The 26,297-nt window shown below is 42.0% G+C and carries 22 protein-coding genes and 1 pseudogene; 13 read left to right on the plus strand and 10 right to left on the minus strand.

Annotated features, from left to right (window positions below):
* Positions 1–19: 19 nt before the first annotated feature.
* From pdxR to KIK04_RS22090, 3 genes are all read right to left on the minus strand, one after another.
* Positions 20–1,690 carry a MocR-like pyridoxine biosynthesis transcription factor PdxR gene (gene pdxR, locus KIK04_RS22080; protein ID WP_232275835.1) on the minus strand — a complete coding sequence of 557 codons (1,671 nt, stop codon included), beginning with the start codon at positions 1,688–1,690 and terminating at the stop codon, positions 20–22.
* Positions 1,691–1,848: 158 nt separating this feature from the next.
* The gene (locus tag KIK04_RS22085) at positions 1,849–2,619 is read right to left on the minus strand and encodes a MerR family transcriptional regulator (protein WP_232275837.1); all 771 of its coding nucleotides are present in this window, start codon (positions 2,617–2,619) and stop codon (positions 1,849–1,851) included.
* On the minus strand, positions 2,594–3,523 hold the full coding sequence (locus tag KIK04_RS22090; protein ID WP_232275839.1) for a DUF2268 domain-containing putative Zn-dependent protease: 930 nt from the start codon (positions 3,521–3,523) through the stop codon (positions 2,594–2,596). Before KIK04_RS22090 ends, KIK04_RS22085 begins: the two co-directional genes overlap by 26 nt.
* A gap of 271 nt (positions 3,524–3,794) precedes the next feature.
* On the opposite strand from KIK04_RS22090, the gene KIK04_RS22095 reads away from it, so the two are divergent.
* The 6 genes from KIK04_RS22095 to KIK04_RS22120 all read left to right on the plus strand — a co-directional run bounded on the left by KIK04_RS22095 (position 3,795) and on the right by KIK04_RS22120 (position 9,259).
* Complete coding sequence (locus tag KIK04_RS22095; protein ID WP_232275840.1) at positions 3,795–4,493, plus strand: response regulator transcription factor; 699 nt, start codon at positions 3,795–3,797, stop codon at positions 4,491–4,493.
* Position 4,494: 1 nt separating this feature from the next.
* Positions 4,495–5,430: a sensor histidine kinase gene (locus KIK04_RS22100; protein ID WP_232275841.1), complete on the plus strand. Its 936-nt coding sequence runs from the start codon at positions 4,495–4,497 to the stop codon at positions 5,428–5,430.
* A gap of 153 nt (positions 5,431–5,583) precedes the next feature.
* A complete protein-coding gene (locus tag KIK04_RS22105) occupies positions 5,584–6,507 on the plus strand; it encodes an ATP-binding cassette domain-containing protein (protein WP_232275843.1) in 924 nt (307 codons plus the stop codon).
* Complete coding sequence (locus tag KIK04_RS22110; protein ID WP_232275844.1) at positions 6,500–7,186, plus strand: ABC transporter permease; 687 nt, start codon at positions 6,500–6,502, stop codon at positions 7,184–7,186. Before KIK04_RS22105 ends, KIK04_RS22110 begins: the two co-directional genes overlap by 8 nt.
* A gap of 7 nt (positions 7,187–7,193) precedes the next feature.
* Positions 7,194–8,687, plus strand: a complete 1,494-nt coding sequence (locus KIK04_RS22115) for a serine hydrolase domain-containing protein (protein WP_232275845.1) — start codon at positions 7,194–7,196, stop codon at positions 8,685–8,687.
* Positions 8,688–8,839: 152 nt separating this feature from the next.
* Positions 8,840–9,259 (plus strand): thiol-disulfide oxidoreductase DCC family protein, encoded by a 420-nt coding sequence (locus tag KIK04_RS22120; protein WP_232275847.1) that lies wholly within the window; start codon positions 8,840–8,842, stop codon positions 9,257–9,259.
* Positions 9,260–9,436: 177 nt separating this feature from the next.
* On the opposite strand, the gene KIK04_RS22125 is transcribed toward KIK04_RS22120, so the two are convergent.
* Both KIK04_RS22125 and KIK04_RS22130 read right to left on the minus strand, forming a co-directional pair.
* Positions 9,437–9,955, minus strand: a complete 519-nt coding sequence (locus KIK04_RS22125; RefSeq protein ID WP_232275849.1) for a DUF3841 domain-containing protein — start codon at positions 9,953–9,955, stop codon at positions 9,437–9,439.
* Positions 9,956–10,007: 52 nt separating this feature from the next.
* Entirely contained in the window at positions 10,008–10,535 is a 528-nt protein-coding gene (locus KIK04_RS22130; protein ID WP_232275850.1) for a TlpA family protein disulfide reductase, read from the minus strand.
* A 298-nt stretch (positions 10,536–10,833) separates the two neighbouring features.
* Here KIK04_RS22130 and uvrA point away from each other — a divergent pair, with 298 nt between their 5' ends.
* On the plus strand, positions 10,834–13,338 hold the full coding sequence (uvrA, locus tag KIK04_RS22135; protein WP_232275852.1) for an excinuclease ABC subunit UvrA: 2,505 nt from the start codon (positions 10,834–10,836) through the stop codon (positions 13,336–13,338).
* A gap of 233 nt (positions 13,339–13,571) precedes the next feature.
* Positions 13,572–14,828, plus strand: coding sequence for a threonine synthase (gene thrC / locus KIK04_RS22140; RefSeq protein ID WP_232275854.1), 1,257 nt, complete (start codon positions 13,572–13,574; stop codon positions 14,826–14,828).
* A gap of 290 nt (positions 14,829–15,118) precedes the next feature.
* Here thrC and KIK04_RS22145 read toward each other — a convergent pair whose 3' ends face one another.
* Positions 15,119–15,718: an acetylglutamate kinase gene (locus KIK04_RS22145; protein WP_332330021.1), complete on the minus strand. Its 600-nt coding sequence runs from the start codon at positions 15,716–15,718 to the stop codon at positions 15,119–15,121.
* A gap of 619 nt (positions 15,719–16,337) precedes the next feature.
* On the opposite strand from KIK04_RS22145, the gene KIK04_RS22150 reads away from it, so the two are divergent.
* Positions 16,338–16,754: a hypothetical protein gene (locus KIK04_RS22150; RefSeq protein WP_232275855.1), complete on the plus strand. Its 417-nt coding sequence runs from the start codon at positions 16,338–16,340 to the stop codon at positions 16,752–16,754.
* Positions 16,755–18,019: 1,265 nt separating this feature from the next.
* Here KIK04_RS22150 and ku read toward each other — a convergent pair.
* Positions 18,020–18,846, minus strand: a pseudogene (ku, locus tag KIK04_RS22155) (non-homologous end joining protein Ku).
* A 153-nt stretch (positions 18,847–18,999) separates the two neighbouring features.
* On the opposite strand from ku, the gene KIK04_RS22160 reads away from it, so the two are divergent.
* The gene (locus tag KIK04_RS22160) at positions 19,000–19,869 is read left to right on the plus strand and encodes an ATP-dependent DNA ligase (protein WP_232275856.1); all 870 of its coding nucleotides are present in this window, start codon (positions 19,000–19,002) and stop codon (positions 19,867–19,869) included.
* A gap of 357 nt (positions 19,870–20,226) precedes the next feature.
* On the opposite strand, the gene KIK04_RS22165 is transcribed toward KIK04_RS22160, so the two are convergent.
* Positions 20,227–21,354: a PLL family lectin gene (locus tag KIK04_RS22165; RefSeq protein WP_232275858.1), complete on the minus strand. Its 1,128-nt coding sequence runs from the start codon at positions 21,352–21,354 to the stop codon at positions 20,227–20,229.
* 633 nt (positions 21,355–21,987) lie between these two features.
* Between KIK04_RS22165 and KIK04_RS22170 the strand changes: the two genes are divergently transcribed.
* The 3 genes from KIK04_RS22170 to KIK04_RS22180 are packed head-to-tail and all read left to right on the plus strand — an operon-like array spanning position 21,988 to position 23,943.
* Complete coding sequence (locus KIK04_RS22170; protein ID WP_232275860.1) at positions 21,988–22,572, plus strand: hypothetical protein; 585 nt, start codon at positions 21,988–21,990, stop codon at positions 22,570–22,572.
* A 4-nt stretch (positions 22,573–22,576) separates the two neighbouring features.
* Positions 22,577–23,479 (plus strand): hypothetical protein, encoded by a 903-nt coding sequence (locus tag KIK04_RS22175; protein WP_232275862.1) that lies wholly within the window; start codon positions 22,577–22,579, stop codon positions 23,477–23,479.
* A 53-nt stretch (positions 23,480–23,532) separates the two neighbouring features.
* On the plus strand, positions 23,533–23,943 hold the full coding sequence (locus tag KIK04_RS22180) for a hypothetical protein (protein WP_232275863.1): 411 nt from the start codon (positions 23,533–23,535) through the stop codon (positions 23,941–23,943).
* 194 nt (positions 23,944–24,137) lie between these two features.
* Here KIK04_RS22180 and KIK04_RS24500 read toward each other — a convergent pair whose 3' ends face one another.
* Positions 24,138–24,356 carry a hypothetical protein gene (locus tag KIK04_RS24500; protein WP_442951193.1) on the minus strand — a complete coding sequence of 73 codons (219 nt, stop codon included), beginning with the start codon at positions 24,354–24,356 and terminating at the stop codon, positions 24,138–24,140.
* A gap of 461 nt (positions 24,357–24,817) precedes the next feature.
* Entirely contained in the window at positions 24,818–26,296 is a 1,479-nt protein-coding gene (locus tag KIK04_RS22185) for a hypothetical protein (RefSeq protein ID WP_232275865.1), read from the minus strand.
* Between the last annotated feature and the right edge of the window lies 1 nt (position 26,297).

Raw genomic sequence — 26,297 nt, forward strand, 5'->3', positions numbered from 1 at the left:
GCCACAGGACAGCCCCCTACTAATCGTACTCAGCATGATTAGATTGTAACGTTCGTTCTTGTGCGTTTACTCTCTTAGACGATTGTAGCACGTGGGCCAACTTTGCTACCCCGAGCGCAATGCGCTCTTCTGACACATTACCGTAGCCAAGAATAATACGATGGCTCTGATCCGTCTGAATGCTATGTACAGCAACCGGATACACGATAACTCCTGCATCGTACAACTGTTGCAGCAGCGCAGGAGTACAAGGCTCATCAAGCTCTACGACGAGATGCAGTCCCGTGCTGTAACCCATAACCGTCAACTTCTCTCCAAAGTGGAGCCGTAATGCCGCAACCATCGTATCGCGCCGCTTGCGGTACACTTTGCGCATCTGATGGATATGCTTGTCCAGCTCACCGGTTTCGATGAAGCGGGCAAGGGCAAGCTGCTCTAATGTCGCCGTATGTAAATCGGTGTACCATTTCGTCTCTCGACAAGCGCTAACTAACGCAGGCGGTGCCACGATATACCCGATGCGCAGCGCGGGGGACAGTATTTTGCTGAAGGAGCCGACATAAATGACGCGCTCGGGATTAAGATGCTGCAAGGCGCTGATCGGGGATGAATCATAGCGGAATTCGCTGTCATAATCATCCTCAAGTACGTAGCATTGCTGCTGCTCTGCATAGGCGAGCAGCTCCAAGCGTCGCTGGATAGGTAACGTCCCCCCGAGCGGGAACTGATGCGACGGGGTAACAATAATAAGGCTTGGTCGTGTGGAACGAGCCCGCTCATGTGTAGTAGTGACTTCGTTCAAGGTAGCTGCTGCTGACAAATGGGCCGTGATGAGGCCGTATTCATCAACAGGGACACCTACGATTTGTGCGCCGACATGCTGCATCATGCGTTGAATATCACGTGTAATGGGGTCTTCAACGATGACTCGCGCGCCTTCGGACAGCAATAGGCGGGCAAGCATCCCATAGGCTTGCGTAGCGCCGTTCGTCAAAATAATATGCTCTGGCTCACAGTAAACGCCCCGAACACGTCGCACGTAGTCGGCTATTGCTTGCCGCAAACGCTTCGTTCCTTCCGGTGTATGATAGCCGAACATCATTGTCGGAGCTTCCATGCAAGCTTGCTTATACGCTGCTTGCCACCGTTGGCGCGGAAACAAGTCCAACGCAGGCACGCCTGAACGAAAATCAATGTGTTCCGATTGCTCGGTTAGCAAATGTGCAGGATGGACGGTAAAATGTTGCCCATATTCGGGGAAACGTTCAGTATCGTGTTCAGCATCGTACGGCACTTGAGGCATGGAGCCTGTATGACAGCTATTCCCCTCCATAGCCTCAGTACGTCCCGTACGCCCTATACCATGACCTATACCATGCTCTTCCTCCCGCCACGATTCACGACATTTTTTCGCTTCGTTGAGTTGTACGTGCAGCTCGTAAATACGATCCGCCACATACGTCCCAGCACCTCGCTGGCTTTGCAAATATCCCTCTGCGATAAGGAGATCGTACGACTCAATGACAATATTGCGTGAGACACCCAACTGCGCTGCTATCACCCGTGTTGCCGGCAGCCTTGTTCCAGCAGGCCATTCGCCTGTCGTGATGAGAGCGCGAATTTGTTCGGTAATTTGCCGAATATAGGGGGTAGGACGGGATTTATCGATGTGAAGCCAGAACAAATGCAACGTAACATCCTCCTCTTCATAACGTCACCGCTGACGAAAAGTGTGAAATGCTCAACCTTGACAACAACAGCCTTGGCGATTAACTCTTTTAACTCTTCGCTACTATAAAAAACGACCATACAAAGTAATATTCGGGATACGGCAAGGATGATGTGTTGTTAATTCCCTTGCATTTGATTAATATAATGGGTAATAGCGTCATATAAAAATGCGGCTAAGTCTTCATTGCTAAATTGATTAATATAATTGTTAAATCGATGATCATATTTATACGTATTCGCAATACATGTTAACATTTCAGCGTCACAACGAACAGATTGCTCGAGAACCCTTTTCCATTCTGTAATGAATTGCTGTACCTCATCGGAAGCAGGGGATTGGTTCATACAGGTTGCCACTTTTCTAAACACGTTTTCCATGTTCTGTTCAAATGTAGAAAAGTAGTTCGCCTTTTCACTAGGCGGGATTGCCCCCAGTTTCTCCTCGAATTGTTTGTATTGGCCCGTTTCTCCATAGATGAGTTTTGCTTCATGAGCATATTGTTCTTGTAAGGGTAAAATGGATGAATCACTAAAAATATGTAAGTTGTAAATATCCTTGCCTGATACATACTCATCCAGCGCAGCAATGATCGATTCTAAGCGTTGCTTTTTTAACCATAACGTTTGGCTATGCTGTGTTAATAATTGCTGCTGCTCTGGTCTCGTAAGCTTTAATATATCCTCAATTTCTTTGAGGGAAAAGTCCATTTCCTTTAAAAATAAGATCATTTGCAGTTGTGCTAACCGATCTCTATCATACAAACGATAGCCATTGTCTGTGATGTAAGTTGGCTTTAATAAATTGATTTTATCGTAATAATGCAAGGTTCTTTTTGTTATGCCTGTAATTTGAACGATATCTTTAACCGCTAATAAATGTTTCTTCATCCCAAAAATCTCTCAATTCATCTAGTATTAGGTTGGCTGGTGTAATAGTGGCTTCAAAGATCGTTTTCCCTGTCTGTTCTAAATAAGCTTTAATTAAATAATATCCGCAGGCGTAACCAGCGCAATATGGCATACTGACCGGTTTAAAGTGTTGGAGTTGAGCTAATTCATCACCGTACAAATACGGTGCAATGTTCGCAAAGCCTGTGAGTTGTAATTGATCCTTGAGCACAGGTTTAATACGCTTATTCAGCGTTTCCATATTTGTGTTCGATACCCAAGGGCCGATTAGTTCCTCCCCGAAAAGTGAAGTCGCATAGTTCTCTGCTAACCCTTCACTCACGATTAATTCACCTAATGTAACGGCGGAATGATCCCATTGAATAAATTGATAGCGAACATTATGGTTACATTCATGAGCTAGTGTCGCTTTCATTCGAGGTATTGTGTATGCGTTGGGCACGAGTGTACAAAAAATATAACCAGGAATACCCCCGTCACCCGTATAGCCTTCGTTTAACATTAAGGAGGGGCTACTTGGATTCCCTAATAAAATTGTGAATAAATAATCGGATACAGGAAGATTCACGCCGTGCTCTGTAAATAGGTTAAGGCTCTTCTTTACGGCTTCTTCACACTCCTTCCAAAAGGAATCGGACGAAATGGATGCTAATGGTATTGAGATTTCGTCGGTGATCTGAGTAGGTGAGATGGCCATCATATTATTCAGCGTAATTACATCAAAACCATCGGGCTCCTCAGCTTTAAAGGGAATATGTTGTATTTCCCATTTTCTCATAAATGGGGCCATCATTTCTTGTCTGAATAGTTCCACTTTTTCCTCATGTGGCGCTTGTAACACGTTTCGATATACTTGATCGGAGCGTAATGATTGAATATTCATTTTTTCACCTCTTCATATCGTTTCGTTTAGATTATGCACTATGACGTTACGTTACTGTCAATTCATTTTTACGCTCATATATTAAGTTTACATAATAAATGTTATGTATCAATGATGTTGACCATCGTTCGTACTATGAAAATGGTATCAACCCAAATCTTGACTTCTATTCATGTTGGCCGCTAATCTTAATGAGCAGTTTGTTGTTTGGCCGAAAAATAGTTTCCACTCCACATACATTTTCACTTACATTTTATAGCGGCGGTGTGACATGAATAAACAAATCTTACTTGTTGAAGATGATCCCTATATTGCAGAAATGGTTAAAGACCACCTGAAAAAAGACGGATTTACGATTAGACATGCTTCTGACGGCGAGCAGGCCGTTCACCTTTTTAAAGAAAAGGCATTTGACTTGATTGTATTAGATCTGATGCTTCCGGATATGGACGGATTAGAGTTTTTGCAGCGTATCCGAGCAAGCAGCTACATTCCGGTCCTCATTATGTCAGCGAAGGACAGCGATGTAGATAAAGCATTGGGTCTTGGATTTGGCGCGGATGATTATATCGCGAAGCCGTTCTCACTCATCGAGCTTACGGCCAGAGTTAAGGCTGTGCTGCGCCGTGCCACACATTATACGCAGACTGTCCAAGCGGAGGCGTCGAACATGCTCCACATACATGAGCTGACCTTAGATTTAGACCATTTTTCTGCTCGTAAGAAGGGGGAAGAAATCAAGCTTACGCCGAAGGAATGGCACATCTTAAAGCTGCTTATGGAAAATCCGAGAAGAGCTTTTTCGAAGGAGCAAATTTACCGTGCGGTGTGGAATGACGAATACTATGCAGACGAAAACGCGATTCAGGTACATATAAGTCGACTAAGGGAAAAAATCGAAACCGATCCCGCTTCGCCGCAGTACATCAAAACGGTATGGGGAATCGGCTACAAGGTGGGGGCATTTTGACGTGGTTACGTTCTTATTATGCGTTATTACGGCTCTGCTCCTGATGAATGGCCTCCAATTTCGTGCGCGACGAATGAGAAGCTGGCAGTTGTCTTATGTACGGCAGAAGCTACAAAGGATTATAACAGAGGACACTGCGGAGCAGATTCTCCTCGCGACAGACGATCGCGAGCTGCAGTCGCTCTTAATAACGTTAAATCGGCTGCTCGATCATAATCGGAAGACGAAAGGCCACTACGCCAGTCTGGAGCTATCTATTAAGCGACTACTAGCTAACATGTCCCACGATTTAAAAACACCGTTAACGGTCATTCTGGGGCTTACAGAGACGATCGTGTACGATCAACATGTAGATGATAGTTCGCGCAAACGCTTGCTAGGAAAGGTGCATGATAAAGCACAGGAAATGGTGAGCCTGATCAATGAATTTTTCGATTTAGCTAAGCTGGAAGCGGGTGACAAAGAACTGCCCCTTTCGACCATTCAAGTCAATGAAATAGGGGCTGCGAATATGCTCTTTTTTTACGAAAGCATTACGTCGCAAGGTCTTGAGGTCACCATCGAGCTGCCAGAGACCCCCGTGTATATGTTAGGCCATGCGGACGCGTTAAATCGAATCTTACAAAATTTAATAGCTAACGCAATTCAATATGGAAGCGACGGTCAAGTCGTGGGCCTTGCTGTACGTGTGGAACACGACTATGTAGATATCGAAGTATGGGATCGTGGCAAAGGGATAGACGAATGGCATCAAGCCCACATTTTTGAACGGTTATATACGCTGGAAGACTCTCGAAACCGTCGTTTTCAAGGAAGTGGTCTGGGGCTAGCGATTACGAAAACACTCGTGGAAAAACTAAACGGGACTCTCACTCTCCATAGCGTCCCGCATGAAAAAACGTCCTTTACCGCCCGCTTCAAAACGATTTCCCACTGAAAAATTGAAGATCTTCCCCCTAATTTCTTACCTCTCAATCGTATTGAAAGAATTTCTTAAGCTTTTCGCAAGGGGAATGATAATATTTTGAGCTAGAATCATTTTCGGAGGCTAATGAGCTAATCAACACCAATCGTTGAAGGAGAAAGGGTCATGAGCGATGCGCTGCGAACAAGTCAGTTAACAAAAATATATAACGACAAAGAAGCCGTTTCCGCGGTCAGTATGAACATTAAAAAAGGAGAAATATACGGTTTACTAGGCCTAAACGGCGCTGGGAAGACCACGATTATGCGAATGATTACCGGTCTGGCAAGGCCAGATGGCGGTACAATCGAAATATTTGGCGAGTCCATAGCGACGGGGGTGTTGGAGCCTTTGAAGCGGCTGGGAAGCATGATCGAGCAGCCAATCTTCTACGATCATTTGACGGCCAAAGCCAATCTAGAGATTCATTGCGAATATATGGGGTTCTACGACAAGGAAGCGATCGACGAAGCCTTGCTGCTGGTCGGATTAGAAGGTGTCGGTGAGCGATGCGTACAGGATTTCTCACTAGGGATGAAGCAGCGGCTCGGCATTGCCAGAGCGATTGTATGCAGACCGGAATTTCTCATACTGGATGAACCTTTAAACGGTTTGGACCCGCTAGGAATCCGCGAGCTGCGTGAGTTGCTTCGTAAGCTGAATAAAGAGTCCGGCATGACGATACTCATTTCGAGTCACATCTTGCAAGTGATTGAGCAGTTGGCAGATACGATTGGCGTTATGCAACGTGGAAAGCTCATTAAAGAGATTCCAATGGCGTTCATTCGGAGCAAATTAAGTGAGTATATCGAAGTATGGACGACGGACAGCAAGAAAGCCACATTCGTGTTGGAAGAAAAGCTGCACATTTCCAACTATAAAGTGATGGACGATCACACGATTCGCATTTACGAAGCTCGTATTTCTGCGGTGGAACTGTCTAAGACGTTAATCGGTCATGAAGTGGGGATTGAAGCATTAAGTACGAAAAAAATGACGCTCGAAGCGTATGTGATGATGCTCCTGCAGGGGAGTGAACTAGATGCTTAAGCTAATGTGGCTGGATTGGCGAAAAATGAGGCTCAAAGGCTTGCTACGGACCATCCTGAGTGCCAACGGGATCATCATCTTGTGGCTGATCGCTTTTAAAGCTGGACATCCTGACGGTTTCAATTCCTATGAAGACTTGTTCAAGGAGATTGCCTTTTATACTAGAACGGTCGTCGTTATTTTCGCATCACTTCTTACGGCTAGAGTCGTGCTCGACGAATATCGTACGCGGACGATTACCATTTTGTTTGTGTATCCTGTCAGCAGAACCAATCTGCTTATTTCCAAGCTGGCACTCGTAAGCGTGATGACTTTTGTGACGATGGTTTGCTCCCATCTGCTTGTTGCCGTTGTAGTGGTCTCAACGTACCTATACAACTCATCGATATCGCAAGCGATGGTCTTAGAAATGGTGACGCATGAGGCGTTGAACGTGATCATTTTCGCCTTTGCTGCCGTCGGGATGGGGTTCGTTTTATTTTTTATCGGAATGATTAGAAAATCAGCAGCCGCAATGCTCGTATCCTCCTGCTTGATGACGATGTCCAGCAGTGAAATGTTTAGCCAAAGCGTGCACGATAACGTGTGGAAGGCCGTTTTGTTATCAGGTGCATGGTTAGCTGCTGGCGGTGTGTTAGCCTTGTTAGCGATCAAAAACGCGGAGAGAGCTGAGGTATAACATCGCTATGAATCATAAACGAAGAACGGCATCACTTATAAGAGGTCTGATCGGGATCACTATCATTACCCTAATAAGTGGTTGGCTTGGCCTCCCTTCCAAGTATGCATACGCAGAACCGAGCATCGAAACAGCCAAGATCGATCGCTTTATTCAGTCGCAGATGGATCATAATCAAATACCTGGACTGGCCGTTGCCGTGGTCCATAGGGATAGGACGATTTATGCCAAAGGATTTGGAATCACGGGTGAAGGTCTACCGGTGACGACAAAAACACCGTTTGCCATCGCGTCATTAAGTAAGTCAATCACAGCTCTAGCCGTCATGCAATTGGTGGAAGCGGGCAAGATAAACCTTGATGCCCCCATAGCGACATATATCCCTTCCTTCAAGTTGGCTGATCCACGCGGGGGAAACATAACGGTAAGGCAGTTGTTGAACCACACGAGCGGCTTAAAAGACACGCATTTTCCTGAGATGACGTTTGATACGCAGCCGAGTACACTGGAACAGTCGATCACCCGCATGCAAGACGTCAAGCTTGCGAGTCATCCTGGCCAGCAGTTTCATTATCATAATCCGAACTATTTGATCTTAGCCCGTCTTGTGGAAGTGGTCGGTCAAGAGCGCTTTCCAGACTATTTGCAGAAGCATATTTTTCAGCCTCTTCAGATGAAGCACACGTTTGATATTGCAAATACGGAGCAATTTGTTGAGGGCGATAAGCCTTTCTCTAAGGGACATATTCTCGTATATGGCAAGCCTGTTGTCACAAAAGAGCCTGAATGGTTCGTAGATGGATCAGCGGGAACGGTGTCAACGGTAGAGGATATGGCGCATTGGCTTAAGATGCAGCTTAACGGAGGGAAACATAACGGTGTTCAGTTGTTTAGCAGCGAAGGGGTCAAATCGATGCACTCGCCTGCGGGAGTGGATATCCCTTACGGGATGGGGTGGAGCATCGCTGGGGAGAAGGAGAAAATCTTTCACAACGGGCTCCTTTGGACGTACTATGCCGAGCAAGTACTGCTCCCTAAAAGCGGTTATGGCATTGTCGTACTGTACAATAGTGGCTTCAATCCACTTGTAAACTATTCGTCCTTTACACAAGGGATATCTGATATCCTGAGCGGGCAAGAGCCCGAACAACCTGCCCTTCATGTGCAAATAGTTGAAATCATTATCGCCTTGATCACAGTCGTGACCGTCGGCATAGGGATTCGGCGGTTATTACGTTTGAATCAATGGGAACAGACCTATCACAAGCGTGCCAAATGGGTGACTTGGTTCTTCCATTTGGTTACGCTCATCCCGCTGCTCTTGTTGATGTTCTTTCCGCAAGTGCTAACATTCATTGCTGCGGGACGGGTATTAAGTTGGGAGCGAATTATTTTAGCCATGCCAAGCATTTTCATTTGGCTAGTGCTAGCTGCCGTATTTAGCGTGGTCGTCGTGATATGTCGATGTGCAAGGATGTACAAGATGGGGAAGGGTGCATAGCGCTGATCTGAGTTGTATCATTTTGATTTGTACCCTTCGTCCTTTTTACATAAGGATGTTTCGGACTCTCTAATAGGCATCGTATCCTGTATGATGTAATATAAGTATAACATTATATAGTCATCGTGCGTTTAGAGTTGGAGGGGTATGAGATGAGTGGCCTTGACCAAAATAGTAATAAAATTGAAGTATGGTATGACGGTTGGTGCCCGTTATGCCAAGGTATTCGCCAACGTTTGGAACGTTGGGATTGGATGAAGCGGCTAACGTTCCATTCGATCCGTGAAGTGAATGAAAAAAGTCCAGCGCCCGCACCAGTAGCGGAGCTTGAGGCACGTATGCATGTGCGACGTTTAGCCGATGGACGTGTGTATAGTGGTATCGACGCGGTAACGGCCATTTGCGGCGTTGTTCCGCTGCTCATGCCGTGGTGGCTGCCTCTAAAGCTAGCTACTTGGTTAGGTATCGGAGACAAAGTATACGACTGGATTGCCGCACGCCGCAAAATTGTCCCCGCAGGCGCCTGTCAGGACGATGCTTGCCCGCTCAATAGCCACCGACCGAAGGGTTAGGTGAGCATTGCAGACGAAATGGCTAGACATATAACGCTGATTGCTCGCTAGGGGCAATCAGCGTTTTTGGTATGGCGTTAGGTTTGACGTTTGGTATGACGTGAAATTTAATGACACTTAACATTTACGATGTAAACGAATTAAAGAGGCCGTACATCATTTTTTTAACCCATCTCATTAGCGAGCTTTAAATGTCTTAAGTAATTTTACTTGTTCCAGCGAAATACGCCCTGTCACCACTTGTAAATCATATTCCGCATCGCACCAATATTCATGCTTGTAAAGCGTGGAATAATCAAATATACGCTCCCAGCTTTGTTCTTTGGTAATCGACAACTTGCCATTGTTGAATAACGCTTCTTCTTCCTCATCAAACGCCAGAAACGAATCATTGAGTACCATATGCCAAGCTTGAAAATCAGATATTAGAACATCTTCGCTCCGTAATTCAACTTCCAGCAACACACCGTCCAACCCTCGTTCAAGGTGGCCACTGCACCTTAAATCCGGTCTTATTGTCCAGAGCCAGATCGGGTACTCACCAGTGTAGTTGGCTATCCGGAGTTTCATTTGCTCCATCATCCAATGGTACGGATGAATAAAGGATTCCCATACATATTTGGAATGGCCCGCAAGCTCACCTTGTTCGAGAGCCTTTTCCCATGCTTGTAGCGATTGAATTGTCCATAATTTCATACTAATCCCTCATTACTGTAAAATAAAACGGTTCGTACAGTTGATCACATGCTTATTCATAATTGGTAATAAATTGACTGAATGATTGTTCAATATACTCCATTTCAGAGGAGCCTATAATTTGGTCCACGATTTCTCCCTGGGAATTGAAGAAGAATAGGGCAGGGAATCCTGTTCCGCCTAGTAACTTATGTACTTTTCCCTCTTCATCAAGCAAGACTGGATATTTTATTTTATAATTCCTGATAAAATCTTTAACGGCGTCCATTTCATCGCGCTGGATCAGATTAATCCCGTAAATGTTTACTTTATCTTTGTATTGTTCATGCAGAGAGACGATCTTCGGCGCATCATCGTTGCAATAAGGGCACCATGAAGTGAAAACTTGCAGTACTGTAGGCTTCTCCGAAAATTGGATCGTATGATTGACAGCTGCAACATCTTTTAAGGTGATAGCCGTATTGATAGGCTGTTTATCCGATTCTGATGGGATAAGCATTTGATTTCCAATAATAAAAAGAATGGTACATACCGCAAGTATGAGAATGAAATACGTACTCGCGCTCACAATTTTTTTCATCTAACATTTCCTTTCATTCGTTGAGTTGATTACATTATAAGGTTAATTTCGTAAAAATGTTAGCTGTATGCGAAGGAAGTGTATCCTTTGATTTAGGGCCGATACGATACTCGATCACGTGATCTTTTTTTGTTAACCACGTGAATCTATGTCTTAACTTCATGGATTAGGGGTGAAATAAAACATTAAAGATGCGTGACAATGTTTTGGTTATAAACCCCGCAAAATTTAGTAAAACCTTAGCATTTGCATAAGTGTTGTACGATAAGGTTACCGATAAAAATTGGAGGTAGATTATTTGAGCGATAATATTGTTATTAAAGGTGCGCGTGAAAATAATTTGAAAAATGTTTCGCTGGAAATTCCGAAACATAAACTGGTTGTGCTTACAGGCCCCTCTGGTTCTGGAAAATCGACATTGGCGATGGATACGCTGCAAAGAGAGTGTCAGCGTCAGTACATGGAGTCAATGGGGATGGTATCAGACTCCATTAGTAAGCCGCGAGTCGACTCTATGATCGGGCTTTCCCCATCTATTAGTGTAGGTCAACATGTCACCAACCGCAATCCAAGATCGACAGTTGGCACGGTGACAGATATGTACACGTATTTGCGCGTCATATACGCGAAATGTGGCGAGCGTTCTTGCCCATCCTGCGGCACAAAAGTAGTTCCACCAGTCGAAGGCATGACTAGTAGCGCAACACTAAACGAACTAGACGAAGATGATAGCTTCTCCGCACACTTCCTATCATGCCCGCAATGTAATCATATGCTGCCCGCATTAAGTATGTCTCACTTTTCATTCAACAAGCCTGAAGGGGCATGTCAGACGTGCAGTGGACTCGGAAATGTGGCCACCTTAAAGATGGAGGCCGTGTTTGATGAAGAAAAGAGTATCCGCGGTGGAGGCGTCACGATTTGGTACGACAGCATGATCGAGTACTTTTCAAGTTTAATTGAGGTTGCCGCTAAGCATTATGGCATGAACTTCGACCTTGATCAGCCCCTGAAAGCATACAATCAACAGCAGCGTGACTTGTTGTTCTATGGCGTGGAAAGCGAAGCGTTTATGGAGCACTTTCCTCATATTGTCCCACCCAAGACGGTTGGACGCGGTAAATTCGAAGGCATCGTTACCGGACTGTGGAGAAGATACAAGGAAAAAGAAGGCGATAGTTATCAAGACTTATTTCGACAACAGACGTGTAGCGATTGTCGTGGTGCAAGGCTCAATCAGGAAAGTCGCGCGGTTAAGGTCAATGAAGCGACGATTTCCGAAGTTGCTTCATGGCCGCTTGATGACGTGCTGGCTTGGATACAAGCGATTTCGGACAGCCTAGCGCCCGAGGGCATGCCTATTTTGGAGGCCGTATTAAATGACTTGCCCGTCAGGTTGAAGCGGGTCATCGATGTCGGTCTCGGCTACTTGTCGCTGAATCGACAGGCGGTGTCGCTCTCTGGAGGGGAAGCCCAGCGTCTTCGTCTCGCTTCCTTATTAGGTTCGGGTCTAACCGGCGTGTTGTATATCTTGGATGAGCCAACCGCCGGACTACACCCACGCGACACGAAAGGTTTAATTCACGTGCTGAAGCAGTTACGTGATCTGGGAAATACGGTGCTCGTCATTGAGCACGATGTGGAAGTTATGCGTGCAGCGGATCATATCATTGATATGGGACCAGGCGCGGGCTACCTTGGAGGAACCGTTGTCGGTACGGGAACCTTAGAGCAATTAATGGAAAGTCCAGACTCCGTAACGGGCGCGTATTTGAAAGCGGAAAGCCTTCCCGCTCCAGCGCGTCGCAGAAGACGAGGTAACGGCAATGTGGTGACGATTCACAACGCATTTGCACGTAATTTGAAGCATATTACGGCTTCATTACCACTAGGCTGCTTGATCTCGGTTACCGGTGTATCCGGTTCAGGGAAATCGACGCTACTGTTTGATATCCTCGCAGAAGGCGGCACCGATGAGCAGCAGCGAGAAGGCTGCGATCGCATAACGGGGTTAAACGACATCGGAAATATGATTACCGTGGACCAATCCCCGATCGGGCGCATGCAACGTTCCAATATCGCCACGTATACGGATGTATTTACGTTGATCCGCAATCTTTTTGCCAGCTTACCAGAAGCCAAACATAACAAGCTCACATCGAAACATTTCTCCTTTAATACACCTGGTGGACGCTGTGAATCGTGCCAAGGGCTAGGGGTCATTTCGCTCGATATGCATTTCATTCCCGATCTCGAAGTGCGCTGCTCGGCTTGCAAAGGCCGACGTTTCCAAGAGGAAATTCTTCGTATTACGTACAACGGTTATTCCATTTCCGACATATTGGACATGACCGTGCAAGAGAGCTTACCTGTACTCGCAGATCAACGGAAGCTCGCGGGTGTGATTGAACTGCTATGTGAAGTAGGGCTCGGCTATTTGCAATGGGGTCAATCCGTACGAACGTTGTCCGGTGGCGAAGGCCAGCGTATGAAGCTCGCGAAAGAATTAAGCAAGAAAACGAAGACGCAAACACTATATTTGCTAGACGAGCCGTCTACGGGATTACATCCTAACGATACGAAGCAACTATTAATCCTATTAAATAAATTGGTCGATGCAGGTAATACTGTTATCCTTGTCGAGCATAATATGGATCTCATTCGTGAATCCGATTGGATCGTCGATATCGGCCCAGAAGGGGGAGAAGCGGGTGGCACGATTATGGCTCAAGGAACACCCGAACAAGTTGCCGCTGTAGAAGACTCGTATACGGGCATGTTTTTGCAAGAAGCGCTCAAATAGCGCTTACCGGATGTCTAATGTTCATAAACAGCCTAGAATGCTCGGATCTAGGCTGTTTCCTTTTATTTTCGCTACACATTTCGAGTGGACATCGCACACCTCTTCATTTATATTAATAAAAATCCAATATACTCCAACATGAATCTATATTCAGATGCTATTTGTCAGGATGATTTTTCACCTAACACGATAAAGCAGGGGGGGACGATGGGCATCTTGCCTATCACAAAATCATGAAATATGTATGTGTAGATTGTCAGCAACAATATGTATCATTTCGCTATGAATGCACGTGTCATGGAATGCTTGACATTCGACACGATTTCTCCGAGATTGACGGTGATTTTCTGAAAGATCGTTTTAATAGCAGACTGTCTGAACGTATGGGGCCTTATGCAAGCGGCGTTTGGCGTTATAAGGAATTGATCTTCCCAGAAGTAGATGAATCGCATATCGTTTCAAAATATGAAGGTAACACAGGGTTGTATCAACATGAATCCATTGCACGTTATGCTGGCGTACGAAACGTATGGTTGAAGGCGCAAAGCGAGAATCCGAGTGGTTCCTTTAAAGACAATGGAATGACCGTTGCCCTTACACATGGTAAATCACTTGGTTATACGCGATTCACTTGCTCTTCCACTGGAAATACCTCATCTTCACTTGCCATGTATGCGGCACTAGCTCAAGCTCACTCTTATGTATTTGTCCCAAATAAGAACATCTCACTCAACAAGGTGCTGCAAACGCTCGCCTTTGGCGCGCATATTTTCTCCTTTGACGGCACTTATGACGATGGTATAACGTTTCTTGAACAACATAGTGAAGAGCTTGGTCTGTACATTTGCAATTCGATTAATCCATTTCGGATTGAGGGACAGAAGAGTATTGTGTACGAAATCGCTCACATGCTGAATTGGAACTTGCCAGAGTGGATCGTCGTCCCTGGTGGGGCACTGAGCAATGTATCTGCACTTGGCAAGGGATTATCTGACTTGTATACACTAGGCTTCATCGACAAGTTGCCACGGGTTGTCGTCGTGCAAGCGGAAGGGACTAGCCCTTTTTACAACATGATCGTCAATAACAGTCCTCAGCTTGAAGCGGAGCTAGAACCATATACAGTCGCTTCGGCTTTGAATATCGGGAATCCGCCAAGCTGGCGCAAGGCGAAACGTACACTGGAAGAGACGAATGGTATCGCTATCGCGGTGACGGATGAAGAAATTTTGAACGCAAAGGCAATTATTGATGCGTCTGGTATCGGTTGTGAGCCAGCATCGGCTGCGACGATCGCAGGGGTGAAGAAGCTTGTGGCGCAGTACGTGATAGACAAGGACGAATCCATTGCGTGTATTTTGACAGGGAACATGCTGAAGGACACGGATGTACTGCGTAACTATCATTTGGAGCGACAGATGCCGTATTCGAATTCATTGATTCATGCGGAGTTGAGTGTTGCTACTGTGTTCGAGGCGATGCGTAAATGATGAAATTAAATGAAGGGTATTAAATGATATAAAAAGTGATGCATACAAAATAGTTCCTGCCCAATATCAGCAAGGGTACTCCGCTTTTTTGCGGCGTTCCTTACTGATATTGGGCTTATTTGCGACAGTCCTCGCTTTAAAACAAATAATCGAATAGTGAATCATTCTTTTCAATTAATAAAGGTATTGATTTATTAGAGGGAGTATTCGTAAAACACAAAAAAGGCTTTCGTCACTACGAACGAAACCCTCTTGTTGTGTACATAAACGGAGTACGAAACCTGTTTTTATTAAAACTTTGACGGAAACTGCTGAATGATTGCATTCGTAATGATATCTGCCATTTCTAAAGCTTCTTTTTCGATCTGATCGTAAAGATTAATGCTCGCTTGAAAATGTTTCGTTAAAATGGCTACTGCTTCTGCTTTCGTTAAGGCTAGATGTTCATAGAACATGTTTCTAAATGATTCGTAGCTAATATAAGGATTAATTTTACTTAAAAAATGAGCGATTTCGTCTCCGTTCGCGTACCATTTTCTCTCCGCAGCATCCGCAGCTTGCTGATCGCCTGCCTTGGCTGCTTTGACCAGATCCGCAGCTATCACTAAATGATCCCTTATTAAATTACCGTAAGTTGTAGCTATTTGTTCGCCATAATAGGGCTTAAGTGCATTTCCCATATCGGGGGCGTTTTGTAGAAGACGTGCAGTAGTGAAGTTCAAGTCAGGCAAATTGAAAGCGATACTTAAAATCGTCATTCGCGTCCATGCGACGTGCTGCTCCCAAAGCGAGCGCATCTGATTGTTTAACGCTAATACTTCCTTACTAATGCAAGGTCCACCTTGTGTGTTGGGACAGGCAGGTGTAGAAGCTACCGGATTTACAACCATATAAGGTACACAAGGCATATATGCCATTGGGCCAGCTTGAGGATAGTACGAATTCCATCTGGGCAAATCATTTTCCTCCCGACAAATAAAAGAAGGCGTTCCATAATAGGAGTATGGATACATTGTCATTACGCTCCTTTATACGACTCTCGATTGTTAGCTCATCATATGAGGCAAATGCCTAACGTGTTCCTGTAAAAATACAGACAATACAGACTTCCTCCGCGCTTATAACGCGTCATGCATTTTAAGATACATCAATCGTGATTGATAAGGCTGTGGTTGGAGCGGGTGTATGTGGATTTTGTAGGGAGTCATTCGTTATTCATACATTCAACAAATGATTGAACATATGATAAGGTTTTGTGATTAAAACCCGCATTTTATATCAAAACCTTATCATATATCATTAGAAATAATAAGGTTTGCAAGGAGTTATTCCTTTCATATTTATGAATTTTTACGTTATTAACTATAAAACTTTTTAATAGGCTACTTAAAAGTTATATTTTTCTTATATAAAGAATATTATGGAATCTAAGGGGTTTATTTGATATAATTCATGATAGATTCGACACAATGAACCTAACATCAAATATGTATAAAAAGGAGCGTTTTAATGATGAAAAAATATGTTATCGGTTTCTCGACACTTCTGTTTTTAGCTTCTGCTGTTCCAGCGTTGGCGCAAGATGTTCAACAAGCACCTGCTGCCAAAACGATTAATACGAGTATTCAAATTGGCCAAAATGAGTCAACTTTTTCATCCTACATTAGATGTTTCGTGGCATGGAACGCTTTCCCAGGAGCACGCTATTATGAAATCTCGGTATTCGATATGACTACTAACCAATTGTCTGAATCATCTCGTTTTGATCGTTCATCTATTAATCATACGGCTACGCTAGAGCCGGGACATAACTATCATATTTCTGTTCGAGCTCTTGATCAAAACCTAAACACAATAGGTTCTAGTCACGCCACCATTATGGGTGCAAATCCATCAAATACTTATTTGCTTATGAATCTAATTTAGTATAACGATAAAGCTGTTGAGTGTTTCTCAACAGCTTTTTTATATAGAGTAGATGCGATGATGTGGCGTCGGTCTTTAATGGAAGGCTGGAATGTGGAATGCGTTAGAGAATGGGAACCAGCCAACAGTATTTAAAAGTAGGAGGGAAGCTGATGATGAACACGAAAATCGAGTATATGACCGCTGGATCAGATATAGGTCCTTATGGAATAACCACCGGAAAAGATGGAGCACTGTGCTACATAGTACAGTGAGGGAATCGAATAGGACGAATCGTAGGGAACGGGGAAATGAGCTTAGTTATTATTCCGACTCCGGATACAGCTCCAATGGCTATCATTTCCGATCAATCTGGTGACGTGTGGTTCGCTGATTAGAGTGGTCAGATTGGGCGTTTAACGATCATTTCGGAGTAGATTGATGTTTTATGCCGTTGCATCCTAAATTGTTGTCTAGGGCCTTTAAAATTGATTGTAATCACCAATCGTAGGAAGGCTGAGCATTCTAGATTAGAACGTTACATATTAAGTTGCTAAGTATAGTTGGAAGTGGAATTAGGCATTATTGTAAATTTTGTGATTAAAGCAAACAATTGATTAAACCTTAATGAGGATGCAATCAATAATCAATGAGCGGCATTAGAAATATTCAAATGTTAATGGATAAACGAATGATTAAAGCAAGTTGTTCAAAAAAATTGAGCAGCTTGTTTTTTTGTTACAAAGAAACATTAACGAATAAAGTTGAACAGTAAAAGCGGAACTTAAGTACAGAGTTAGTCACGGTAAGCTGGAACGTAAAATGACAAGACTCAGCAAGAATCAGTTGGAATCCAGCTTAGTTCCATACATATGTGCATTACTTTTTCACAAAACCCGTATTTTGTACATATGTATATAATAAAAGATTATGCCTTATACAGCATGCCCTCTTGTCGTGTCGGATGACAAGAAGTTGATGACATTAGTGACAAGAAGTTGACGACATTCCTGTGTAGGAATCTTAGTTAAAATTAAACTTCATTGTTCAGTCAACCACATTATGCTTAATCAAATTTCCCCCAAAAATAGTTAATACAATCATAAGACATTTCTCAATGAACAATATTTTCTTCAATGTACATGGTGACTGCATAACAAATAACCTACTTTCGGAATTTATCCAACGAAATAAGTAGGTTTAAGAGGATTAATATATATTAGGTTCACTTCTACTCTATTTAATGTAAAAGCAGGATTGCTTTTTATCACTCTCCTACTTTTAGTTTACGATATCATGCTATTTTGTTCTTTTTTTCGTTTCCCCTTTGGTTTTATTGACTTAGAGCTGCTCTTATCTAAAGCATCTAGACTAGCCTGAAGTGCAGACATTAAATCGAGAACATTGCTTTTTGGATGAGCAACCTCATTTTGTAGTATTTCTTCCCCCTGAATCTTTTTCGTAATCACTTGTTGTAGCCGTTTCCTATAGTCATCCTGGTACTTGGTAGGCTCAAAAGAAACTGAAAGATGCTGAACAATAGATTGCGCCATTTTTAACTCGCTAGGATCAACAACGGGATTTGTCTGTACATTAGGAACTTCTTCAATTGATCTAACTTCGTCAAAGTAATACAGTGTTTCTAAGACAAGACAGTTATTTAGAACTCTGACTGCACCTAGACTCGTTTTCGTACGAATTGATACTTGACATATCCCAATTTTCCCAGTAGTTTTTAATGCCTCCATCAAAAGCGTATAACCTCTATCAGCTCGGCCATCAGGAGATAGATAATATGTTTTTTGAAAGTATATGGGGTCAATTTCTTCGATACTCACAAAATCCATAATTCTTATTTCTTTATTTACTTCTGGCAGAAGCTCATCTAATTCTTCTTTTTCAAAATATACATATTGATTTTTTTGAAATTCAAATCCCTTTACAAGGTCTGTTCTCTATTACACTGATTGCACGTTTTAAGCATTGAAATAGGTGCACCACAAGCTCTATGAATTTGTTTCATCGATATGTCCTTATCCTCAGTTGCTGCGTGCATTTTTACGGGGAGATGAACGAGACCGAAACTTAGCGCACCTTTCCACAATGTATGCATAACCTATCTACCCTTCCCTTTTTATATACATTATTATTCCCACTTTGGCTAAGATTTAAACTATAAAATCTCTTTAAATACATCACTTTTGTCCGGGATTTCATGTATATTGCTGGTCGAGGACGTTAAGAATTTTAATAGTCAATATAAGGAGTGAGTAAGATTACTTTTCGTTTTCCACCAATGCTACTTGAAATGTACGAACACCCATTCGATGATGACAAGTACATATTTGAGCCTAAAATCGACGGTCATCGAGCGATATTAACGTATTTTGATCAGAAAACTAACATATATACTCGTTACGGTAATAATGTTACCCGTCAATATCCTGAACTACATAGACTGACTTGGAAGCATAATATTGTGTTAGATGGGGAAATAGCTTGCGTTAACTCTGGTAAAATCGAATATGAATCGGTAATGCAGCGTCTTAAAACCGAAAACAGTATGAGGATAAAAATATTATCTTCAAATCTACCCGCTACCTTCATTGCTTTTGATATATTGTGGTATAAGAATCAGGATCTTCGGCGTTTACCCTTGATTCAGCGGAAATATATACTCTCACAAATATGTATGAAAGGCCTAGATGGTATCACTACTATTCCAGTGCTTGAAAATACAGGAGTTGCTCTCTTTGAATATATTCAAAAACAAAGTATGGAGGGAATGGTTGCTAAATTAAAAGATAGCTGCTATATAGGAAAACGATCGAGTTCTTGGTTAAAAATCATTAATTGGACGATTACTACCGTTTATTTAGTTGGATATCATAAACTAGGTTTAGGGTGGCTAACTTCCGTATGTTTAGATAGTGGTCAATATAAACAAACAGGTATAGTTCAATGCGGTATGACTAATGTCCATAGAAAATTCTACGAGGAATATTGTAAATCCAACCTATTGAAGGAAGACAACGAATATGTATATATTGAACCGAGAATTCAAGCTAAAGTGAAGATAAGAAATTGGACAAGTCACGGGATGTTGAGAGTACCGATTTTTATTGATTTTGTATAAGCTAGCTCCATTTTTATACTTTGTTGTGCATAGAAAATAAAGTCTTAGACTGCCGCTGTTATTAATACACTAACGTTTCCCGTTAGCGTAAATACATCAATCGGTTGCTTTCGAAATAGACCTTTTTTTATTTTTTCTTTATTTCCTGACTCACCAATTAGTCGTAAATAGTTCTGATTTTCTAAAATTGTCTAGTGTATTCTTGGGTCCGATAAAATGTTGAATTAGGAGTTTATTAAACTCAGGTACCGGACATTACATTTCATTCAGATTTCGAATGACATTTTAAAGTTCCTTACCAACCTGAACAAGCCCATGCAAAAGGATCGTTCGAATCCGGAAGAACGCTACTTCGCGTTAACTTGCCAGAGCGAAACTTTCCCATTTATTCGGTCCTGTCCAAAATACCCAGCGCTCACGTCCGTTCACGAATACATCAAGCTGTGTATTTGTTTGAAAGATCCAAGCCAGGGGTGCTCCCGGCGGCGCAATATCCGGTGGACTAATACCAACAGGACCTTGCCACATACCGCCGCCGACCACCCAAGAAACATGAAGAGCGCCGTTATTACCTATAAAGAACGCGTCCAACTGATTGCTGGTCTGGGGTGCCGAGATAACGTTCCCGCCTGGCGGTGCAATATTCGGCAGACTAATACCGACGGGACCTTGCCATGTACCGCCGCCGGCCACCCATGCAACATTGAGTGCGCCATTCTTCCCTATAAAAAAGACATTCAATTGATTTCTTGTCTGTATTGCGGTGCTGACGCCAGCCCCTGGCGGCGCAATATCCGGTGGACTAATACCGACAGGATCTTGCCACGTACCGCGGCCGACCACCCAAGAAATATGAAGTGCGCCATTATTTCCAAAATACACTACAACTAACTGATTGGATCCCTGACCGCCAGTAGCGAATCTTGCTCCCGGTGGCGCAGTATTCCGTGGACTAATACCGACGGGACCATTCCAATCTTGGGCGCTTATGCCAGACGTGCTTGCCCATGCAACATTGAGTACGCCATTGTTATCAAAAAAGAAGACGTCTAACTGTCTGGAAGTCTGATAACCTATTGCCACGCTTCCACCCGGCGGTGCGATATTCGGAGGGCTTATACGGACGGGTTCGTTCCATGTACCGAGACCGATCACCGAGGCGACGTAGAGAGCACCATCCGTTCCGATGAAAAAGACATTAACTTGAGACGTATAGTACACAGCATCCGTTCCGGCCTCCGCACCTGGATATACCGCCAATGGGATGCCGCCTCGCCATCCAACCGCAACCCTCGCGCCTGGCAGTGCAATATTCGGCCTGCTAATGCCTACTGGTCGATTCCAAGTACCCGTGCCTAACACCCAAGCAACATATAGAGCGCCATCATCCCCAATAAAAAACGTGTCGACCTGAAGACCACCAGACTGAACACCCTGATAAGAGGCTGCGATGCCCGCGCCTGAAGGTGCCACCACTCTTGCCATCCCTATACCTCCTAATAAATTTTCTAACTTATAATTATTAAACAAATGTTCTGTATATGTGAACAATAAATAACACTAACATTTCAGTAGTCTTTAGTCTCCTTTTACAACTAAACTGCCCGTTAGCTTAAGGAAGCGCCCGCCAGTCTACAATGTAGTGTAGCGCTTAAGATGAAATTTAGAATACTAAAATGTCATTCTGTGTTAATAAAACTCAACCGATACTCCTGAAATATTGTCTATGTAAGGACCTGTAACACTCCTATATGTAACGTTAAAGAGGCTGCAAATGCAGCCTTTATTACCTTTTGTTACTCCCTGTTAACACTTATTCGAATTTCAGGTGGGGGAACCTTTTTTTTATATTCATCATCCGGTAGTAATCTGTTTGCATGTATCGCTACAACTTTGTTATTACTTACAGATTGCCTTCTGAGATATATTTGGTCATTAGAATTCATTGCATCAAGTAAAGATAATAATTGTTCCTGATTAAACTTAGCTAGGTAAGGAACAATACAACGATCATAAAGCGAAGAGGTAATAATTTGAAGTAACAATAAACTGACTTGTGATCTATAATGGTATTCGTCCGGACAACAAAATATAATTCAATGCAAAGAAGGGTTAGTAATGAAGAAGAAGAAAATATTACTATTAAGTTCTACTGCCATCCTTGTTGTGGTCATGCTTATCTCTGTAGGCTTCAAATCTACTGCAGACCAATCTTACAAGTTTAATAATATTAAGTCGAATGATCAACTGTTAGAACAATTTAAAAATAATAATCTTACGGTTGAAAACGATAAAAAGTTTAAAGGTGGTAAAGTAGCCAAACTTAAATTGGATATTGATCTTAAAAAGAATGTAGAAATGTCCACCACTGAAAAAGAAGTGTTTGATGGTACTATTTCTGGAAATTTAAAGCTAAAGGATGAGAAAATCAGCTATAACTTTACTGGTTCTGATCTCTTCGAAGCATACAATATTAATAATAAAACAGTTTATATTGGAAGCGTATCGGTTCTTATGAAAAATAAGAAAGCAACGAATGGCGAGGAAGCGATTTTGGGTATCAGATTTGAACCTGAAACAAAAAAAATTGACGTCGCACTAACATCTGGTGAGATTGGAGAAACTGCATTCATTCCTTTTGGTGAAGCATTTTTATCTTCAGAAGATTGGGAAAAAATTGATGCGATTAAGTACAAGGAGTAAAACAATGATTAAACGGAAACTATTCAAAATAATATCCTCTGTTGCCATTTTGAGTTCCCTAGTAATGACTTTTAATAACAATTTTTCTTATGCGGTTTCTATGGATTCAGAAAAATACTATTATAAAGGTATTGAATATGCAACCGGTATCAGTGAACTATGCTGTGGAAATCCTGCTATTCAAGAGAATGGGGCTGCGACTATCGCAGTATCGAGTTCTGTTAATTATGGGGGGAGTTCCGGAAAGGCAAGAATTAAAACATATACTCGAAATGGAATAGTTCAACAGTGGTATAGTCGGAATTACAAAGGACCTGGGAAAGGAGACCTTTATACTCATTACGCAACAATAGTTCGCAATGAAAAAATCGCAACAACATTTACATCGCAGTCTCCTGTCACCAATTTTATTACTCCTAGTGCTGTATTGCCTAAAGTATCTTCTACTACCGCTATTCCAGCGTTAGGGTGGTTAGTTGAAGGGCTGAAAGTGCCTTATTTGGGGGCATTTGTTGATCTTACGTTATCCATCATTCAATCTGGACCAGGTTCCGTTGAGCATGTCATTGATGCTAGTAATTCGTCAGCGACAATTTATCTCAGAAATGTCGCTTCCAACAAGACAGAGATTCCACCAAGTGTTGGAGTTGCAAATGCTGATAAGTATACTGCAGGTGTATATGATAAAACTACTGGTTCATACAAGCCGGGGTATGAGCCTAAATCTATTGGAGCTGTATCACATTTTCTATACAATTATTACATTCCAGCTGGACAAATCAGAAATTTGAAAGCAGAAGCAAAAGCGTACTACGACATCGTTATGAACAATGAACTTAGTTCTGCGTATCGGGTCTCCGTTTATACAAGACCAGCCACTCACTACTTTACAATTACAGGTAAATAAGAGGTGCTATGAAGAAGATAATATATATAATTTCAATTGTTGGTCTGACATTCGTGATCTGGCTTTATATGATTGTTTCAGCTAGTAAACACAAAGAATTGATTGAAGATATAGCAAATCTTCAAAAATCAAACTTAACTTTAATTAGCAAACAAGCTGCCAGCATGAAGTATCGCTTCTCTGTGGTTATCTCTGATAAGCAAATAAATGAAAACGAGGCAATAGATTTAGCTTACCTTCTTGAAGAATTTCGCAATATTATCAAACCATTGGAATTACTCTGTCTTCTAAACAAAGATGAGTCCCTTTTCGTGGAGGTACGATCAACTTTTGATACGGCTGATCAAAGTATTACATTAAATCCTTACAAGCCCACCGTGCCTGAGGTTAAAAAAACAATAGAAGCGTTGGATGTCTTTGCGAAAGGTATTCAAGTAGCTAAAGAAAGATATTTTTATCAGTAACGTTATTAACTATAAATTACGATAATCAATTTAATAATTAGTGAATTAGAAAATGTCGTCTGAGTAGTTGAGTTATTTTTCTCAGCTCGGTTGGAACTGACCCCGTAACGTGAGACAAATCAAAACACCTTCAAGTGAAATCTACTATGTCGTAAGATATAGAGACAATCTTGGAGGTGTTTCTGCATGGGCAACTAGAGTGAGTTATCCAAAAGAATCAAAAGTGAAAGCAATCGAAATGAAATTGGTTGGTATTCCAGTGAAAATGGTTCACCTTTTAGAGACCATACATTCATTTGGTATTTCGTATAAGATTTAAATGCAAGATCCACCTCAGAACCAAAGGAAGCATTGCATTCATCGCAGATTAAAGCACCAGTCTTATGTTTTCCTGTCCAGCACGAATTAAAGATATGCTCTTTCTTTTGGGCCGGAAGGTGGCCACCAAAAACAGGCGTCCCATCTCAGTTGAGTTGGCGTTGAGAACTCGTAGTTCTTCATCGAGCAGCTCTCCTTCTATCTAATTTAATGCAAAGAACATGTGCGTGTACGGTTTTAACGACCAGTATAAACAGATTTATTCTGAATGCTCCTTTAGGAAGATAACTAATCTCCCTTGTCGACTTCAAACAGGAACATTATACCGAAAAATAATGACGTATTTCTCAAAATTCATCCCGTTTACACTAACCTACCCGTTCGCTTAATGGGGCGTTATCAGTCTAACACTTTAATTTTCTTTGGACACTTATATTAACCAGATGGAACTAAAAAGTCTTTGTAACGAAAAAATAACTGAGCTTCTTGTACTCAGTTATTTGGCATGCTGTTCTTAGAAACCCCATTTGCTGCTTTACATTATGCTCACTCACGTTTATTGAATCAAACTTAAACGTTTAATATAATCATTCACGTATTTAAGTTGTTCGGTTTCATTTGTGCGATTTAACATTGTTAAAGCTAACGGGGGATGTTCGCATGCGGAAGGACTGACCTTCCTTTTGCTTTTAGTATTGAAAGGACATACTAAATCCTTGTCTAGCTTATGTTCAGAGATTTTTATCTTTCGGAAATGAACTTTTTTGTTTTTTGTAGTGAATCCAAATGCAACAAAGTGGTTTTGAGGAGTATTTTGTAAATAGACTCCCTTAGCTCCTTTTTCGGCTGAAGCATACCAAATATAAAATAAATCTAAGTACATCATCCCAATAGATTTGGCGAGCATCCACTTAAATACTTCAAAGCTATAGTTTTTAAAGTAATTACTGTGTATAATCGTCTTATCGTAAAACCCTCTAATTACCTCTTCATACAGTGGTGTAGATACTGTGAAGTCATTTACAGTATTCAATCTACGAGCACCACAAAATTTCTCGTAAAATGGCTGATATTTCAGTAAAGATTGTTTCCAAAAGACATAAGCATATGCGTACGGACAAATCTCTGGAAATGATTCACCAGGTTCTTTTAATAAACAATTTAATCTTTTAATGCATGACCTATGTTTATGTAAATAGGTACGACGTAAATGTTTATCGATTGACTTAAATATGTCTCTAGTGATGTCATAGATTTGCTTGTATATCCAGTTGGTATTAAAGTCGAAAGATTGAAACGATTCTTCCCCCATGTAATATTCATATCGAATCTGCTTTTCTACATCACTTGGTAGTAATAATTGTTCAAAGTCGAAATTTAGTCTTCTTTTACTGAGATCGTTAATAATCAGCCAATTCAAACCATGTGTCTGAACAGCATCTTCTGTGTTGTTTAATATCCACTTAGTAAGTGATTTGTTTTGAATCGTAAATTCTTGGCTCCAGTGGCTCCATTTCATACTAAGATCTAACAAAGGATGACCACATATACAAATAAAGGCACCTGACATACCTTCACCTAACAAATACGGAATCGGCTGCTTGCAGCTATGACATACATTAATTAACTGCTTGTTGTGATACGGGCAGTGGTCAATAAGTAAAAACTGATGAAAAAGGCTATGGTGACCGACCTCCATGCATTCTACGCACCAATGTAGGTTATCTTTTAACCAATATTGTTCGTTATTGATGTCCGTCCTTACACATTTAATAAGTAAATCTAGATATGCGCTATTATGAGCATGGAGGTTATAGTTCAAAAATCTAGAGAGAGTATCGCAATCTAGACCATGCAAAGAAATTAAATTACGCATAGATTTAGCAAATGAAGGAGCCACATTTGAACCTGCTCTTCTACCGATTACACTTACGAGTTCTTTATGACTTAGAACATTGGCAAAAGCGAATTTTTCTAGAATGGACCATGCAGATTCAAATGGATGAATCCACTCTCTCCTCCAAACAACATTCATC

Source organism: Paenibacillus sp. 481 (assembly GCF_021223605.1).
GTDB lineage: Bacteria > Bacillota > Bacilli > Paenibacillales > Paenibacillaceae > Paenibacillus_B.

What these genes read in the sequence shown, in the direction of transcription:
- KIK04_RS22095 (WP_232275840.1), top strand. Translation starts at nt 3,795, where the DNA reads ATGAATAAACAAATCTTACTTGTTGAAGATGATCCCTATATTGCAGAA.
- KIK04_RS22175 (WP_232275862.1), top strand. Translation starts at nt 22,577, where the DNA reads ATGATTAAACGGAAACTATTCAAAATAATATCCTCTGTTGCCATTTTG.
- KIK04_RS22130 (WP_232275850.1), bottom strand. Translation starts at nt 10,535, where the DNA reads ATGAAAAAAATTGTGAGCGCGAGTACGTATTTCATTCTCATACTTGCG.
- KIK04_RS22085 (WP_232275837.1), bottom strand. Translation starts at nt 2,619, where the DNA reads ATGAAGAAACATTTATTAGCGGTTAAAGATATCGTTCAAATTACAGGC.
- KIK04_RS22150 (WP_232275855.1), top strand. Translation starts at nt 16,338, where the DNA reads ATGATGAAAAAATATGTTATCGGTTTCTCGACACTTCTGTTTTTAGCT.
- KIK04_RS22170 (WP_232275860.1), top strand. Translation starts at nt 21,988, where the DNA reads ATGAAGAAGAAGAAAATATTACTATTAAGTTCTACTGCCATCCTTGTT.
- KIK04_RS22090 (WP_232275839.1), bottom strand. Translation starts at nt 3,523, where the DNA reads ATGAATATTCAATCATTACGCTCCGATCAAGTATATCGAAACGTGTTA.
- KIK04_RS22185 (WP_232275865.1), bottom strand. Translation starts at nt 26,296, where the DNA reads ATGAATGTTGTTTGGAGGAGAGAGTGGATTCATCCATTTGAATCTGCA.
- KIK04_RS22115 (WP_232275845.1), top strand. Translation starts at nt 7,194, where the DNA reads ATGAATCATAAACGAAGAACGGCATCACTTATAAGAGGTCTGATCGGG.
- thrC (WP_232275854.1), top strand. Translation starts at nt 13,572, where the DNA reads ATGAAATATGTATGTGTAGATTGTCAGCAACAATATGTATCATTTCGC.
- KIK04_RS22165 (WP_232275858.1), bottom strand. Translation starts at nt 21,354, where the DNA reads ATGGCAAGAGTGGTGGCACCTTCAGGCGCGGGCATCGCAGCCTCTTAT.
- KIK04_RS22110 (WP_232275844.1), top strand. Translation starts at nt 6,500, where the DNA reads ATGCTTAAGCTAATGTGGCTGGATTGGCGAAAAATGAGGCTCAAAGGC.
- KIK04_RS22125 (WP_232275849.1), bottom strand. Translation starts at nt 9,955, where the DNA reads ATGAAATTATGGACAATTCAATCGCTACAAGCATGGGAAAAGGCTCTC.
- KIK04_RS22105 (WP_232275843.1), top strand. Translation starts at nt 5,584, where the DNA reads ATGAGCGATGCGCTGCGAACAAGTCAGTTAACAAAAATATATAACGAC.
- KIK04_RS22145 (WP_332330021.1), bottom strand. Translation starts at nt 15,718, where the DNA reads ATGGTTGTAAATCCGGTAGCTTCTACACCTGCCTGTCCCAACACACAA.
- KIK04_RS22120 (WP_232275847.1), top strand. Translation starts at nt 8,840, where the DNA reads ATGAGTGGCCTTGACCAAAATAGTAATAAAATTGAAGTATGGTATGAC.